The 14,090-nt window shown below is 57.2% G+C and carries 14 protein-coding genes; 8 read left to right on the forward strand and 6 right to left on the reverse strand.

Annotated elements, in window-relative coordinates:
• The first annotated feature begins 9 nt into the window (after positions 1 to 9).
• Positions 10 to 432, forward strand: coding sequence for an aspartate 1-decarboxylase (gene panD / locus QMQ05_RS13620; RefSeq protein ID WP_058256373.1), 423 nt, complete (start codon positions 10 to 12; stop codon positions 430 to 432).
• Positions 433 to 526: 94 nt separating this feature from the next.
• On the opposite strand, the gene QMQ05_RS13625 is transcribed toward panD, so the two are convergent.
• A complete protein-coding gene (locus QMQ05_RS13625; protein WP_345470853.1) occupies positions 527 to 919 on the reverse strand; it encodes a hypothetical protein in 393 nt (130 codons plus the stop codon).
• Positions 920 to 1,087: 168 nt separating this feature from the next.
• Between QMQ05_RS13625 and QMQ05_RS13630 the strand changes: the two genes are divergently transcribed.
• Positions 1,088 to 1,567: a DUF6328 family protein gene (locus tag QMQ05_RS13630; RefSeq protein WP_058256375.1), complete on the forward strand. Its 480-nt coding sequence runs from the start codon at positions 1,088 to 1,090 to the stop codon at positions 1,565 to 1,567.
• A 6-nt stretch (positions 1,568 to 1,573) separates the two neighbouring features.
• On the opposite strand, the gene QMQ05_RS13635 is transcribed toward QMQ05_RS13630, so the two are convergent.
• From QMQ05_RS13635 to QMQ05_RS13650, 4 genes are all read right to left on the reverse strand, one after another.
• Entirely contained in the window at positions 1,574 to 2,386 is an 813-nt protein-coding gene (locus tag QMQ05_RS13635) for an oxygenase MpaB family protein (protein ID WP_345470856.1), read from the reverse strand.
• Between the two features lie 110 nt (positions 2,387 to 2,496).
• Entirely contained in the window at positions 2,497 to 5,112 is a 2,616-nt protein-coding gene (locus tag QMQ05_RS13640) for a GH32 C-terminal domain-containing protein (protein ID WP_434063149.1), read from the reverse strand.
• Between the two features lie 189 nt (positions 5,113 to 5,301).
• Positions 5,302 to 5,532 carry a putative quinol monooxygenase gene (locus tag QMQ05_RS13645; RefSeq protein WP_239543862.1) on the reverse strand — a complete coding sequence of 77 codons (231 nt, stop codon included), beginning with the start codon at positions 5,530 to 5,532 and terminating at the stop codon, positions 5,302 to 5,304.
• 94 nt (positions 5,533 to 5,626) lie between these two features.
• Positions 5,627 to 6,625 carry a LacI family DNA-binding transcriptional regulator gene (locus QMQ05_RS13650; protein ID WP_334123014.1) on the reverse strand — a complete coding sequence of 333 codons (999 nt, stop codon included), beginning with the start codon at positions 6,623 to 6,625 and terminating at the stop codon, positions 5,627 to 5,629.
• A 156-nt stretch (positions 6,626 to 6,781) separates the two neighbouring features.
• Between QMQ05_RS13650 and QMQ05_RS13655 the strand changes: the two genes are divergently transcribed.
• The 4 genes from QMQ05_RS13655 (at position 6,782) to QMQ05_RS13670 (ending at position 10,846) form a co-directional block, all read left to right on the forward strand.
• Positions 6,782 to 7,888, forward strand: a complete 1,107-nt coding sequence (locus tag QMQ05_RS13655; RefSeq protein WP_334122987.1) for a substrate-binding domain-containing protein — start codon at positions 6,782 to 6,784, stop codon at positions 7,886 to 7,888.
• A 38-nt stretch (positions 7,889 to 7,926) separates the two neighbouring features.
• Positions 7,927 to 8,973, forward strand: coding sequence for an ABC transporter permease (locus QMQ05_RS13660; RefSeq protein WP_058256380.1), 1,047 nt, complete (start codon positions 7,927 to 7,929; stop codon positions 8,971 to 8,973).
• A gap of 2 nt (positions 8,974 to 8,975) precedes the next feature.
• Positions 8,976 to 9,764: an ATP-binding cassette domain-containing protein gene (locus QMQ05_RS13665; RefSeq protein WP_434063150.1), complete on the forward strand. Its 789-nt coding sequence runs from the start codon at positions 8,976 to 8,978 to the stop codon at positions 9,762 to 9,764.
• Between the two features lie 125 nt (positions 9,765 to 9,889).
• Positions 9,890 to 10,846, forward strand: a complete 957-nt coding sequence (locus QMQ05_RS13670) for a carbohydrate kinase family protein (protein WP_345470861.1) — start codon at positions 9,890 to 9,892, stop codon at positions 10,844 to 10,846.
• A gap of 290 nt (positions 10,847 to 11,136) precedes the next feature.
• On the opposite strand, the gene QMQ05_RS13675 is transcribed toward QMQ05_RS13670, so the two are convergent.
• The gene (locus QMQ05_RS13675) at positions 11,137 to 12,039 is read right to left on the reverse strand and encodes a ribokinase (protein WP_345470863.1); all 903 of its coding nucleotides are present in this window, start codon (positions 12,037 to 12,039) and stop codon (positions 11,137 to 11,139) included.
• Between the two features lie 188 nt (positions 12,040 to 12,227).
• On the opposite strand from QMQ05_RS13675, the gene QMQ05_RS13680 reads away from it, so the two are divergent.
• On the forward strand, positions 12,228 to 12,905 hold the full coding sequence (locus QMQ05_RS13680; RefSeq protein WP_058256384.1) for a metal-dependent transcriptional regulator: 678 nt from the start codon (positions 12,228 to 12,230) through the stop codon (positions 12,903 to 12,905).
• A gap of 216 nt (positions 12,906 to 13,121) precedes the next feature.
• On the forward strand, positions 13,122 to 14,087 hold the full coding sequence (locus tag QMQ05_RS13685; RefSeq protein WP_058256385.1) for an HNH endonuclease family protein: 966 nt from the start codon (positions 13,122 to 13,124) through the stop codon (positions 14,085 to 14,087).
• The last annotated feature ends 3 nt before the right edge of the window (positions 14,088 to 14,090 follow it).

The raw sequence follows: 14,090 nt of genomic DNA on the forward strand, positions 1-14,090 counted from the left end.
AATCATCTAATGCAACGCACCATGTTCAAGTCCAAGATCCACCGGGCGACTGTCACCCAGGCTGACCTGCACTACGTAGGCTCGGTCACCGTTGACTCCGAGCTGCTCGAAGCCTCGGATATCCTGCCCGGTGAACTGGTCAGCATCGTCGACATCACCAACGGCGCACGTCTGGAAACCTACACCATTGCCGGCGAGCCTGGCAGCGGGGTTATCGGCATCAACGGCGCGGCCGCGCACCTGGTGCACCCGGGGGATCTGGTCATCCTGATCAGCTACGCGCAAATGGAAGATGCCGAGGCGCGCAGCTACGTCCCTAGCGTGGTCCATGTGGATGCCGACAACCGCATCATCCACCTCGGTGATGATCCTGCCGAGGCTGTCGCCGCGGATGTGCAGACTCCCCCGTTCGCACAGCTACGCGGCCACTAACCAGCAACGCGGAACAGCTTGATCGCTCAACAGCTTCATGGCAATGGACTTCATTGCCATGAAGCCGTTTTTGCATTAAATGAGAGTCGAGACCCTATAGCTGGCAGACCGTTTCGGGGCATCCTTGCCGGGTCTTGGAGAAGTAACCGACAATCTGCAGGGTATGCCGAAGCGGGTAGAACTCGTCGACACCACCGTGTATGGCTTTGGCGGAATCTTCCACCGCCAGTTCGAAGAAGCGGCAGACTTCTTCGTAGTTCCATACCGCTGCGGTGACCTGGACCAGTTCCGGGTGAGTCAGCATGCGAGTAGGCTGCAGGCCGATATCGATTAAAGTACTGAAAACGAAGTCTTCCGTCAGTTCATGGTCCTCTCCGCAATCGCACCATTTGATGCCTCGGCTGGGCATATCCAAAGCATCCACGGAGATCTGGGAAGAAATCATCCATTCGGGAAGGCTTCCTTCGGAACCGGTACCTTGTGCCATCGTCTTCGCTGCCTTTCTATCCAACCCGCTGTGTCCAATGAAGGCTGCGGCTCCGACATTTTGGACGTGCCCACTCTTTGGTTATTGCCTGTTCGACCTAGTGTTGACATAGTTCAAGTGATCAGTAGCAAGCCAATCCACACCGAGCCGAGTCTAGGAGTCTTTCCGATGAATACACGGTCCCACCCGGACACCAGCGATGGTGCCGCGCACCGTCAGTGGAACGAACTGCTCCAAGAAATGCGCGTCATGCAAACCGGTGTGCAGATCCTCGCAGCATTCCTGGTAGTTCTCCCTTTCCAAGCTCGATTCAACATGCTGAACCGGCCGGAAGAGATGATCTACATCGTGCTCTTGGTCGCGGCGACACTGCTGATCCTCCTGATGATCACCCCGGTTGCAGTCCACCGATTTTTCTTCGGCCAGCGGCTCAAGGAACAGACAGTCAGCCTCGGACATGCTGTGATGAAAATCGTGGGCATTGGCGTAGGCCTGCTGGTCTCTGGCTGCGTCTGGTTTGTCCTGCAGGTACTGTTCGGCTGGCAACTAGGCGCATCCGTTGGCGGCGGGCTAGTCGTCGTGACCTTGTTCCTGCTGGTGGCACTGCCGCGCATCCTGCGTCCGAAACAGGCGAAGGATGCTGACTGACCTGCGCTAGCTGTGGTTCATCCGATCCACATGCCTGAGCATCAGCTTCATCGGAAGGTGCCTGATCGCTCTGGGCAGCCAGCGGGTGGCGAATCGTACAACAGCAATTGTCCTGTTGTTGCGCCGGAGTACCTTCTCGCCCAATTCAAACCCGAACGCCTCGCGCACCGCTGCCGGCAGCTGGGCAATGGTGACGTCCCGCATCAGCGGCAGGCCGGCTCGAATCCACCACGGTGCCTCGGGCGCGGTAAAAAGTTCTTCGGCAAGCTGGCGGGTTTGATCGGTGACTCTCACCGTTGCCAGCGTCTTCTCCAAATAGAGGTCGAAGTCGTGCAGCGTTGCGGGCCAATAGTCCACCGGCATCTGCAGGGCATCACCCAGCAGCGAATAGTGCTGATATAGCCCTTCATCGTGGGCGAGGTCGTCGCTCAAGATCTGCTCCGCTATGACACGTGCCGAGTCGAAGAGGGTGGCGGCAACCCAGAGTTGAAGCCGGGGGTCCAGGGCCGAATAGGCCGGAGTCCCAGCGGTTTCGTTGCGGGTTCCATGGACGTCCTGATGCGCCTTGTTGACGTAATCAATCATCGTGCGTTGCTGTTCGGCAGTGCCGTTGCTCAAGGCGTAGATATAGCCGAGCGTATGTATGAGGCGACTGAGCGGGTTGCTGGCGAAGTCGGAGTGCTGGGCGATAGCGGTGCCGATTTGGAGGTGGGCCAGTTGCATCAATATCGCTCGTCCGGCCCCGAGCAGCAATCCGGCTTCTGGGGCAACGCGAGAGAAAGTGGTTGTTCCATCAGTTTTTCCTGCGTTCGGGCCCATGTTCTCGATTCTAGATCTTGAGGCTGTGCTGCGGCTTTAAGCAACACGGTGGATGCTGCCACGTCCTGTGCGACGTGAGAGCATCCACCGTGTTTGCTGCAGCTGCTGTCCTAGTTCGTTGCCGAGGTGAACATCGACGGCTGCAGCTCGGTCACCTTCAGCGACTTCAGCTTCGCCGTGCCACCGTTGGCGAAGACGCCAAGCTGGTCGGCCCCCGCATTAGGGAAGACCTGGTCGGTCAGGGTTCGCTGGCCATTCTGAGCGAAGACTTCCACCGAGGAACGGTCGAGGTAAACCCGCAGGGTCACTTCCCCGTTGCTGTTCAGCTCGACCGGCATCTCTTCAACCGAGGCAAAGGCAGGATGGAATCCGACATTGCCCGAGTTGCTGCGGTCGACATAGACCTTTTTGCTGTCCGCGTCGTAGCCGATCACCGTGGAGCTGTTGGCATCGCCATGAACGGTAATGCCCGAGGTCTTGGCGGTGCCGGGATCAAGGACCACGTCGACTTGCGCGATGGATCCAGCTGCTTGCTGTGGCAGCGTGCGGGTTCCCTCGGTGATGGTCTTGTTGGTTTCCAAGTACTTCGGCTTGCCGCCGAGCTTGCTGACCTGTTTCACTGGCGCCTGGGTCAAACGGGGACCATCAGCGGTTTGAGTTAGGCCCACCTTGCGCGGCAGCGTCATGGCGCTGCGCCATGGCGAGGTTGGGATGTCGTTGGCGTAGTCCCAGTTGTTCATCCATCCCAGCATGATGCGCTGGTCCTGTGGCATGTTGCCGAAGGACACGGTCGCATAGTAGTCGCGCCCGTAGTCCAGCCAGTCATAGTTCTCCAGGGATGACTTGGCCGCAGTATTGGACTGGGTGAATTCGTCGGCCAGGATGTGGCCCCAGCCTTCCTTGTTGTTATCGACAATTTCGATTTGGGCCTGCTTGCCGGCGAATTCCTTCACGTTCCATGAGGCAAAGTCCAGGCTCTCGCTGTCCGTACCCGTGGCCGTACGCACCGTCTTGTCATCCACCACCAGGTTGACGGTGGTTTCATCGGAGCGCGGAACGACTTCTTCATCGGTTTGCACGAGGTGATCCAGGGTCAGGTGGCCCCAGCCGCCGGTGGCCTGGTCCACGACCCGGATCTGGGCTTTCTGCCCTGCATAGCTGGCGGTGTCGAAGGACTTCCAGTTCATCGCACCAGCGTTGTCACCGGCCAGGGACTGGACCACGTCGCCGTTGACCATCAGCTGGACTTCAAGTTTTTGGCTTGGATCGTTGCGCCGGTGTCCGCCGCCGATCAGCATGCCGATCCGCTGCTTGGTGATGGTGAATTCCGGTGACGTTGCGGTGCCCGTCAGGTCATCGCCGCCACCGCCGGCTTCCCAGGTGTTGATGACATGGCTACCGATGGCCATGTTGCCGCCGCCGGCGAAGGGCAGGTTCTCTGGAACCAGCGAGCCGGTTCCACTCCAGCCGAATTCTGACAGGTCGGAGCCTTCTGGGATTTCGAATCCCTCGAAGAGCAAGTCGCCTCCCGGGGCCTTGTTATCCCGCTTGTCGCTGACGCGTGCATGCTTGCCGCCACCGACCAGGAAGTTCAGGTAGTCGTGGTCTACGGTGAACGGGTCGGAGAGCATGGTGCCTGTTGGCTGGTCAGAGCCAAGGAAGGAATTCACCAGTCCTGCGCCCTGGTAGCCGGTGACTTCTTGTTGCCCCGGAACGGTTCCGGCCACTGGCTTGGTTCCGAAGGGCCCTGCCTGGTCGCTGTTCGGATCGTTGGTGACGCTCCAGCCGTCGTAGGTGCCGTCGTTGAACCCGGCCAGCAGTTCGCCTTCCGGCATGGTGGGCGCAGGCTTGGTGGTTTCCGAGGTGAAGGTGGTGCCGTCGAAGTCGCCGACGAAGTATTGGCCGGCGGAACCGCCGGAGACGCCGCCCGGGTTCATGTTGATGACCATGACCCATTTGACGTTGTTCGGGTCGCCATCGACTGCCAGTGGGAACAGATCCGGGCATTCCCAGACGCCGCCGGTGGCGTTGGCCGGGCCGAATTCGCTGAGCTTGGTCCAGTCCTTGAGGTTCTTGGACTTGTAGAGCACTGCCTTGTGATCGGTGGCTTCCACCGCCGTCATCACCCAGTAGCCCTGGCCGTCTTTGCCGGTGTACCAGAAGACTTTGGGGTCGCGGAAGTTGGCCGAGTTGCGGTTGAGCACTGGGTTGTTCTTGTATTTGGTCCAGGTCAGCCCGTCATCCAGGCTGTAGGCCAGGGATTGCGCTTGCAGTCCGGCATGTTCGGATCCTGCCTTGTATGCGCTGGTGTAGACGGCAATCAGTGGCGGATTCTTGGCGGTGCCAAGCCCTGAGGTGTTTTTGGCGTCTACGACAACGCTGCCCGAGAATACGTCTTCTTCTGCATCGCCCGCAATGGCCAGGGGCTGTTGTTCCCAGTGCACCAGGTCCTTGGAGGTGGCGTGCCCCCAGGACATATTTCCCCAGACATTGCCTTTGGGATTGTGCTGGAAGTACAGGTGGTAGACGCCCTTGTAATAAACCATGCCGTTGGGGTCGTTCATCCAGTTCTTTTCTGGGCTGAAGTGGATCCCGGGACGGTAGGGTTCATCACCCAGTTCTGCGGCGGCAGCTGGCATAGCGCTGATTAGCCCCGCGCCCAAGCACAGGCTGGCGGCGGTGACAAGCGAGATCGATTGCTTAGTTCGAGCAGTACATTGAGGCATCGCTGGACTCTCTGGTTGAAGGGCGACGTTGTGGACAACGTTGTCGACAGCAAGGACTGTAAGCGAAGTCCAGCAGACAATTCAAGAGTCCCCGAAAAGTATTATTTTACAGGTCAGAGGCTAATTGTTGCATGAAAATTAGCCCCACCAGCCACCGCTGGCGAGGCTCTGTCCTGGCTCTATGACCTGCTATTCGACCGGGCGAAGCCAGGTCAATTCCGAGGCGTCTCCTTCGATATGCTCGGCGAGCTCGCCATTGAAGACCGCACCGTAGTCGGCCGTAATGTGCTCCTGGAATGCCTGCTCGTCGGCGTAGATCTCGAAGACGAAGTATTCGCGTGGCCGTTCTTCGCGTACGTAGGGAAGGAAGAGGATATTCCCTGGTTCTTCGCGCACCTTCTGCGCAAGTTCATTCATCATTTCTGCCACGCGTGCTTCACTGCCTTCCTTGACAGTGAATTCTGCATAGAGGGTCTTCTGCTCCACGGATTATCCTTCCTAGCGGGTGAGGCGATTAGCTTGCGGGCCGGATTTCCCCGGAGCCGCGAATAATCAAGGTGGTTTCAATAATGTAGGTTTTGGGCGGCTGGATATCGCCTTCAATCCTGGCCATGAGCCGCTCGGCAGCCAGCGCGCCGATCTTTTCCGGGTGCTGGGCGATCACGGTAACCCCCGGGTCCATCATGTCCGAGAGCGTGAAGTCATCGAATCCGACCAGTGCCACCGTGTGGCTTAACCCCAGTTCGCGCAGGGCCCTCATGCACCCGAAGGTCACAAGGTTCTGGCTGGAGAACAAGGCCGTGGGCGGATCACTGGAGGTGAGGATTTCAACGGCTGCAAGCCGGGCGCTTTCAACATCATGCAGGTTCTCCCTCACGGGAACACTGGCTGTCGAAACACCAAGTTCACCCAGCGCGTCGATGAACCCCCGGCGACGCTCCCGCGCTGTTTGGATATCCGTTCGGTCACCGAGATAAGCAATCTTCCGATGTCCGACGTCGAATAAATGCCGTGCCGCCTTGGCGCCACCCACGGCGTTGTCCGTCACCACGGCGTCCGCCGTAAGACCTGCCGGTTCGCGGTCAATGAAAACCACCGGCAAGTCCCGGGAGTGCTCCGGGATCACATGAGCCTGATTGCTCGCGATGGGCGTGAGCACCATGCCGTCAACACGGCGCCCGAGGAACGCGCGGACCATCGCCTCTTCACGCTCGGGCTCATCGTCCAGGCTGGCAGCAAAAACTGCTACGCCCTTCAGGCTCAGTGCATCTTCCATGGCCCGATGGATTTCGGCACTGAATGGGTTGGAGACGCTGGGAAGCAGCAGGCCCACCGTTTGGGTGCGCCTGCTTGAGCGGCGCAAGCTTCCTGCGGTGACATCCAATTCATAGTTCAGCTGCTTTGAAGCGAGCAGAACCTTCTCTCTGGTGGACTCAGAGACTCCAGGTTCCTCGTTCATGACGCGTGAAACAGTTTTGATGCCAACGCCGGCCAAAGCTGCCACATGTCGCATAGTTGGGCGGGTTTTAGCCCCGCCGCCGACACTGGGTTTTGACATCGTTGTCAAATCTTTTCTTCTTTCTATTGACTACCGTTTGTGATCCAGCTTACATTCTACATGATCACGTTGTCAGGGCATCAGTGAAGCCCACTCGCAAAGGAGCACCAAATGGCAAGTTTTACCACTCGTCGCACCCGCACCACCCGCATGTTGGCAGCAGGAGCAGTCTTGGGGCTCGCCGCCCTGTCGCTGTCCGCCTGCTCGGGTGATTCATCCGCAGACGCATCGGACGACGGCAATGTCGGTGTCTCGCTGATCGTTAAAACCACCACCAACCCATTCTTCGTTTCCATGCAGGACGGCGCCAAGAAAGCAGCTGAAACCAGCGGCGTGGATCTGAAACTGGCCGCCGGAAAATCCGATGGCGACGAAGCCACCCAGATCCAGGCCATCGAAAACGCCATCTCCGACGGCGACAAGGGAATCTTGATCACCCCGAACGGCCCCTCGGTGGTCGACGCGCTGAAGAAGGCCCGCGATGCCGGCCTCTACGTCATCGCACTGGACACCCCGCCAGATCCTGCCGATGCCGCTGACATCACCTTCGCCACCGACAACTTCGCCGCTGGTGAGCAGATCGGCCGGTGGACCGCCGAGAAGCTGGACGGCAAAAAGGCCGTCATCGGCATGGTCGACCTCTTCGATGACAAGCTCGTCTCCGTGGACTACACCCGTAACCAAGGATTCCTCAAGGGCCTGGGCATCGACACCGCTGACGAAAAGGTCAACGGCGACGAAGCCAAATCGGGCAAGTACACCGGTGGCAAGGGCGGCGATTACGAAATCGCAGGCAACCAGGCATCCCAGGGCGCCGAAGACGGCGGACGCACCGCAATGGAAACCCTGTTGGCTGCCAACCCGGATATCAATGTCGTTTACACCATCAACGAACCAGCCGCTGCCGGCGCTTACGAGGCGCTGAAGGCCGCGGGCAAGGAGAAGGACACCCTCGTGGTCTCCATCGACGGTGGCTGCTCGGGTGTTTCCAACGTCAAGGAGGGCATCATCGATGCCACTGCGCAGCAGTACCCGGTGAAGATGGCTGAGCTGGGTGTCGAAGCGATCACCAAGCTGGCCGAAACCGGCGAGAAGCCAGAGACCTCCGACGGCCTGGACTTCTTCAACACCGGCAGCAAACTGGTTACCGAAGAAAAGGTGAGCGGTGTGGAGAGCATCGACGCTGCGGAAGCATCAGAAATCTGCTGGGGCAAGTAGCCCCGCGGATTGCACCGACCTAAAGATCAGGATTAATCGTGACACAGCAACATACCGTCAGTCCCCCCAACGCTGGGAAAGTTGACCTAGCCGAAGAATTCCTTGACCGCCAAACAACACTGGGTAAGGTACGACAAGCCCTGCACCGCTACCCAGCGTTAAGCCCAGCACTCGTGCTGATTATTTCGGTAATCGTCTTCGGACTACTCAACGAGCGTTTCCTGCGCGTAGAAAACCTGTCGCTAATCACCCAGCAAGTCTCGGTGGTTGGCACGATCGCCATCGCACAGACGTTAATTATCCTCACAGCCGGCATTGACCTGTCGGTAGGTGCTGGCATGATCTTGGCCTCGATGGTCATGGCGCAGACGGCAGTAAATCAGGGAATTCCCGCCCTTCTTGCTCTGCTGATCGGTCTGTTGGCTGGTCTTGCGACAGGGGCAATTAATGGTTTCTTGGTAACCCGCTTCAAGCTGCCACCATTCATCGTCACCCTAGGAACCCTCAACGTCTATCTGGCCCTGACGTTGCTCTACTCGCACGGTGCTACGGTCCGCGGCAGTGATATGCCTGCATTGTTGACCTGGACCGGGACTACCTTCCCGATCGGTTCGGTGCGTATCTCCACCGGCGTGATCGTCATGTTGGCTTTGTACTTAGTAATCGCCTACATCCTTGGCAAGACCGCCTGGGGTCGACACGTCTACGCCGTGGGTGACGATAAGGAAGCAGCCCGTCTGGCCGGTATCCCAGTGAACCGCGTTTTGATGAGCGTGTACCTCGCTGCTGGTGCGGTCTTAGCGATTTGCGCTTGGTTGCAGATCGGCCGCACTAATTCCGCGAGCCCCAACGCGGGTCTAGATTTGAACCTCGACTCAATCACAGCCGTGGTGATCGGTGGAACCAGCCTCTTCGGTGGTCGCGGTTCAGTCTGGGGCACCTTGCTCGGAGCACTGATTGTCGGTGTCTTCCGCAACGGCCTGTCGCTTGCCGGCCTAGACGTGCTCTACCAAACCCTAGCCGTAGGTATCTTGATCATCGTTGCTGTGTCGGTTGACCAGTGGATTCGAAAGGCGAAGTCATGACCATGACTGAATCAGTAACTTCTAAAGTTGATACCCGCGAACCAATCCTTCGGGCCCGCAACCTGGTCAAGACCTTCGGCCGCGTGGTTGGTCTGGACGGTGTAAGCCTCGATCTATATCCTGGCGAAGTACTCGCGGTCATCGGTGATAACGGAGCCGGAAAGTCCACCTTGATCAAATGTTTGACCGGTGCCGAGGTACCGGATTCCGGTGAGCTCTATGTTTCCGGAGAACAGGTCGCATTCAAGCGTCCGCAGGATGCGCGCGCTCACGGGATTGAAACCGTATACCAGAATTTAGCGGTTTCTCCCGCCTTGGATGTGGCATCCAATCTGTTCTTAGGTCGCGAAACCCGCAAGCCCGGGTTGTTGGGCAGCGTATTGCGAATGCTCGATAGCAAGGGGATGCGTAAGCAGGCGCGTGAAGAACTGACGCGCCTGGGCATCTCTACCCTTCAGGATGTCACTGTTCCGGTGGAGAACCTCTCCGGTGGTCAGCGCCAAGCGGTTGCCGTGGCTCGCGCGGCAGCCTTCGGTTCCAAGGTCGTTGTCCTTGATGAGCCTACTGCGGCGCTAGGTGTGCGAGAATCAAATCAAGTGCTCCAACTCGTGCGTGATCTGCGTGAGCGTGGGTTGCCGGTGATCTTGATCAGCCACAATATGCCACACGTTTTTGACGTCGCCGACCGTATTCATATCCAGCGCCTGGGAAAGTGCGCGGCCACAATTACACCTCAGTCACACAGCATGACCGACGCGGTAGCGATCATGACCGGTGCAGCCAGCGCCTAAGGCCGACCGAAGCCCAATAATATTCATGGGCACTGCGCACGGAAAACGCCGTGTGCAGTGCCTACTTCTCGGCCATAGCCTTCCGCCAAAACATCACGACACGTCGCACAGTAGAGAGATCCCTGATGAATACCGCCCACACACACGCTGATTCCCCTAAGATACTGGTCATCGGCGAAGCCCTGATCGATATTGTCGCGACCGATCAGGGAACCATTTCCCATCCCGGCGGATCGCCGGCCAATGTGGCCTTTGGTTTGGGCCGACTCGGCGTTGACACCGAATTACTTACAGCGCTGGGAGATGACGAGTTTGGCTCAAGAATTCAGGACCATCTAGGCGCCGCCAACGTTAAGTTAAGGTCTGGGTGCATAAATCTGGACCGCACAGCCTCAGCTACCGCGCTATTGGCCACCGATGGTTCGGCCCGCTATGAATTTGATATCGTCTGGGACCTAGCACCATACTGGCTGGACCCGATGCCAAGGATTGTGCACGCCGGATCCATCGGTACTTTTCTGGAGCCCGGCGCCGAAGTGGTCGCATCCATTTTATCCCAAGCCAAAGGCCACGCTTTGGTGACCTATGATCCAAATATTCGGCCTGCCCTGCTCGGCGAACATAGAAAGGCACTGGCGACATTTGAACGTACTGCGTCATCGTGCGATGTGGTGAAACTCAGCGACGAAGATTCTCACTGGCTATACCCAGGGCTTGGTCTGGAGGCCGTGGCCAGCACAATTCTTGAGCTCGGCCCAACGCTGGTGGTGCTAACCCGCGGGGCCGACGGTGCGGTGCTAACCACTCGCGCCGAGCAAATAGAAATCCCTGCCGTGCGCAGTGAAGTAGCCGATACTATCGGCGCCGGCGATTCCTTCATGTCTTCACTGCTTTTCGGTCTGCTGGCCCAAGGAACTACTGCGCTATGTGCAACACAGTTGGAACAGCTCGGGCGTGGCGCGGTGGCTGGAGGAGCATTGGCGGTGCGTCATTCTGGAGCAATGCCACCAACTCTGGAAGAGCTGACTGGCTTGTTGGAAGAGCTGGATAAAGCCACCGCGGATAATGTACGAGCCAGTTGATTTCTGAAACCTAAGAAACCTTCAAAGGGTATGAGTGCAGGAGTGTGTGCTGCCTGCCTTTGACCAGCACCAAGATTCAAGAAGTCCAGTACCAGCAAAAGCAGACACCCGCTGTGTCTGGAGCACTCGAAAGCTACGCCGTGATGCAAAATGACATTCTCAGAGGGAGTGGATTCACCGGTGCGTAGGGCATCGGCAAGCCTAAGTAGCCAGCGCACCATTAAGCGGCGCGTTGAGAATTTCGGATTTCAGCACAAAGGCTCCCTTGAGGGCTTACATAGTTCGTAGTTCTAGAGGTTTTCAAGGTTCCTTGGATAGGAAGCCTGAGCACCGTGGGCTTGCACGGTCAGGGCGGCAAACTTGCCGGCGAATTCTGCTGCCTGAGCCAGGTCATCTCCGTTGGCTAATCGGGCTGCCACAGCACCCGTAAAGGCGTCACCGGCACCGGTGGTATCCACCGCGCTGACCTTCACTGCCGATAGCTGTTGAATCTGTGAATCCGGCTCAGCTACGAGGCAACCGTTGGCACCAAGGGTGATGACCAGCGAAGCCAATCCATGATCCATCAGTTTTTGCGCAATCACCGGTTCACTCTCGGTGCTGATGGTTTCACTGCCATCAAGCTGCGCCAAGATCAATGCGGCTTCGTGTTCGTTCACCACAAGTGGATTCGCCTTGAGCAAGTAGTCGCGCTCAAGTTCAATAACTGGCGCCAGGTTCAGCACGATACGATCGGTGGCTGCATTCATGGCGGCCTTGATGCCGGAAGCAGGGATTTCGCCCTGTAAGACCACGATGCCTTCAAGGGCTCCGGCTGACTTCACGGCTTCTTCACTCACGGTGGCGTTGGCTCCGGAGACCACTGCGATGGAGTTCTCGGCTCCGGAGTCGACCTGGATAATCGCCACTCCGGTGGGTTCGGAGCTACGAGCCACCCGGTCGAGCTTCACTCCGGCTTCATCGAGCTGGCCGAGCGCGACCTCGGAGTGCGAATCTTTGCCAACCGCACCGATGAACTCTGTAGCTGCACCAGCTAGTTGCGATGCCAGTGCCTGATTGGCACCCTTGCCGCCGGGCGAAAGCTGATAGGAATCTGCCAGCACAGTCTCTCCCGGCCCTGGTAGACGTGCCATCAACGCGGTAATGTCCACGTTGCTTGAGCCCACGATAGTGACCTGGATGTCCTGCTGCATGTTTAGTCCTTCTACTTCTCTTCGCCCAGCCATCAGAAAGTGCCGGTACCTTGAATTGATACTGCTTACTTGAAGACTACTCATCTACGGTCGTCACGGCGACCTGAACATCGACTTCAGCTTCTTTGCCGTTGATCGATGTGGAGAGGATCAGCGCCGCAGACTTACAGCTGGCTAAGATAGTAAGCGTGTCGGTTAATCAGCTTTCAGATAGTGCGCAAAACTATCTCAAGATCATCTATGGACTGAACGAATGGTCCAGCGACCCAGTCACCGCCAGCGTCATCGCGACCAAAGCGGGAATGAAACTTTCCACAGTCTCAGGGGCTTTGAGCAAATTGCGCCAGCAGGGACTGCTCGATCATGCACCCTACGGTGCCGTCACACTCACCGAATTGGGGCGCGATTACGCGATGACGATGGTGCGCCGTCACCGACTGATTGAAACGTTTTTGGTTCAGATGCTCGGCTACCGTTGGGACCAAGTGCACGATGAAGCTGAAAATTTAGAACATGCGGTTTCAGATTTCATGGTGACACGTATCGATGAACTCCTAGGTCATCCCAATCGAGATCCACACGGAGACCCAATCCCTAACGCGGAAGGGCGCGTCAACATCCCTGATGCTATCAATCTGAGCGACGCCCGAGATGGAAGCAATGTCATCGTTGAACGCATTGCAGACGACGATTCACAACTTCTCCAGTATTTTTCGGATCAGGGAATTCACGTCGGCGTGGAACTCAACGTGACCTCGGCCGAAGATTTTTCCGAGACTACCAACGTGCGTGTTGCAGGGGAAAAGCCAACCTTACGCCTAGGTGCCCGCGCGAGTAGCGCCGTCTGGGTGTCCCTCAAGCCGTAGTGCGCGCTGTCTTAACTCGCCAGAATATCCCCGTTGCGGTGGCTAAAACTTTTGGAACCTAGCAGAGGTTTCGATGACCCCGACGCTTATTTGTCGGATTTTGGATTAGAGTAAGTATCAGCCTCACATACTGGAAAGTTCAACCTTTCAATCTGCGTAACTCACCAGTACTTTTTGGCCATCACTCGCTTCCTTCATCACACGAAAGACTTTGCCTTGCCAAGGAAACTCTTCGCACTGCTCTGCGCAGCAGTTCTAGTACTAACTGGTTGCAGCGTTCCATCCGATACCGATAACTCAACTGTCTCAGCTTCCGATGTACTTGAACCCACGTCGACTTCAAGTGAAGAGCTGCACATTGAGCTTGCTTCAACCAAATCTAACAAGGTAAATCCGGGCCCAAAACTCAATGGGCCCAAAGCACTGAGCATGCTTAAATCCCTTCCGGTCAAAGGTAAGGCCCCAGCCACTGGCTATAACCGAAACAAGAAATTCGGCAACGGTTGGAAAGACTATGACGGCGACAAATGCGACGAGCGTCAAGACACCCTTTCCCGCGATATGTCCAAGGTGAAGTTCAAAGACCGTAAGAAGTGCACCGTTGCTTCTGGCACCTTGCACGACAAGTACACCAGCAAGAAGATCAACTGGAAGGTCAAGTCTGGAAGCGTCGACATCGATCACGTGGTTGCGCTGAAAAATGCTTGGATCTCAGGTGCACAACAACTTTCACAATCTCAACGCCAAGCTTTGGCCAATGATCCTTTGAACCTTATCGCTGCCGATGCTTCCGCCAACCGCAAGAAAGGCGACAAAAACGCTGCCGAGTGGCTACCGAAAAATAAAAGCTTTCGTTGCCAATACGTAGCCACCCAGATCAGCGTCAAGAAGAAGTACGCACTCTCGGTAACTAAGGCCGAAAAGAACGCTATGACCAAGGTTCTTAACACCTGCCGAAACCAAAAGGGTGCAAAGGTTACTGCCATCAAGCCGGCGGGGAATCAGAAGAAGAACACCCAGAAAAAGTCAGCCCCTAAGAAATCCCCATCACTGGTTAAGGGCACCGTTCATCCCGGCTCCTACTGCAAGAATGCCGATAAAGGAAAGCGCGGAAAAGCGAAGTCGGGCAAGGTGTACACCTGTAAGTACGATGCCAATGGAAAACTCCGCTGGCGCGTCTAAAGT

This window comes from Glutamicibacter sp. B1 (assembly GCF_039602135.1).
Classification (GTDB): domain Bacteria; phylum Actinomycetota; class Actinomycetes; order Actinomycetales; family Micrococcaceae; genus Glutamicibacter; species Glutamicibacter ectropisis.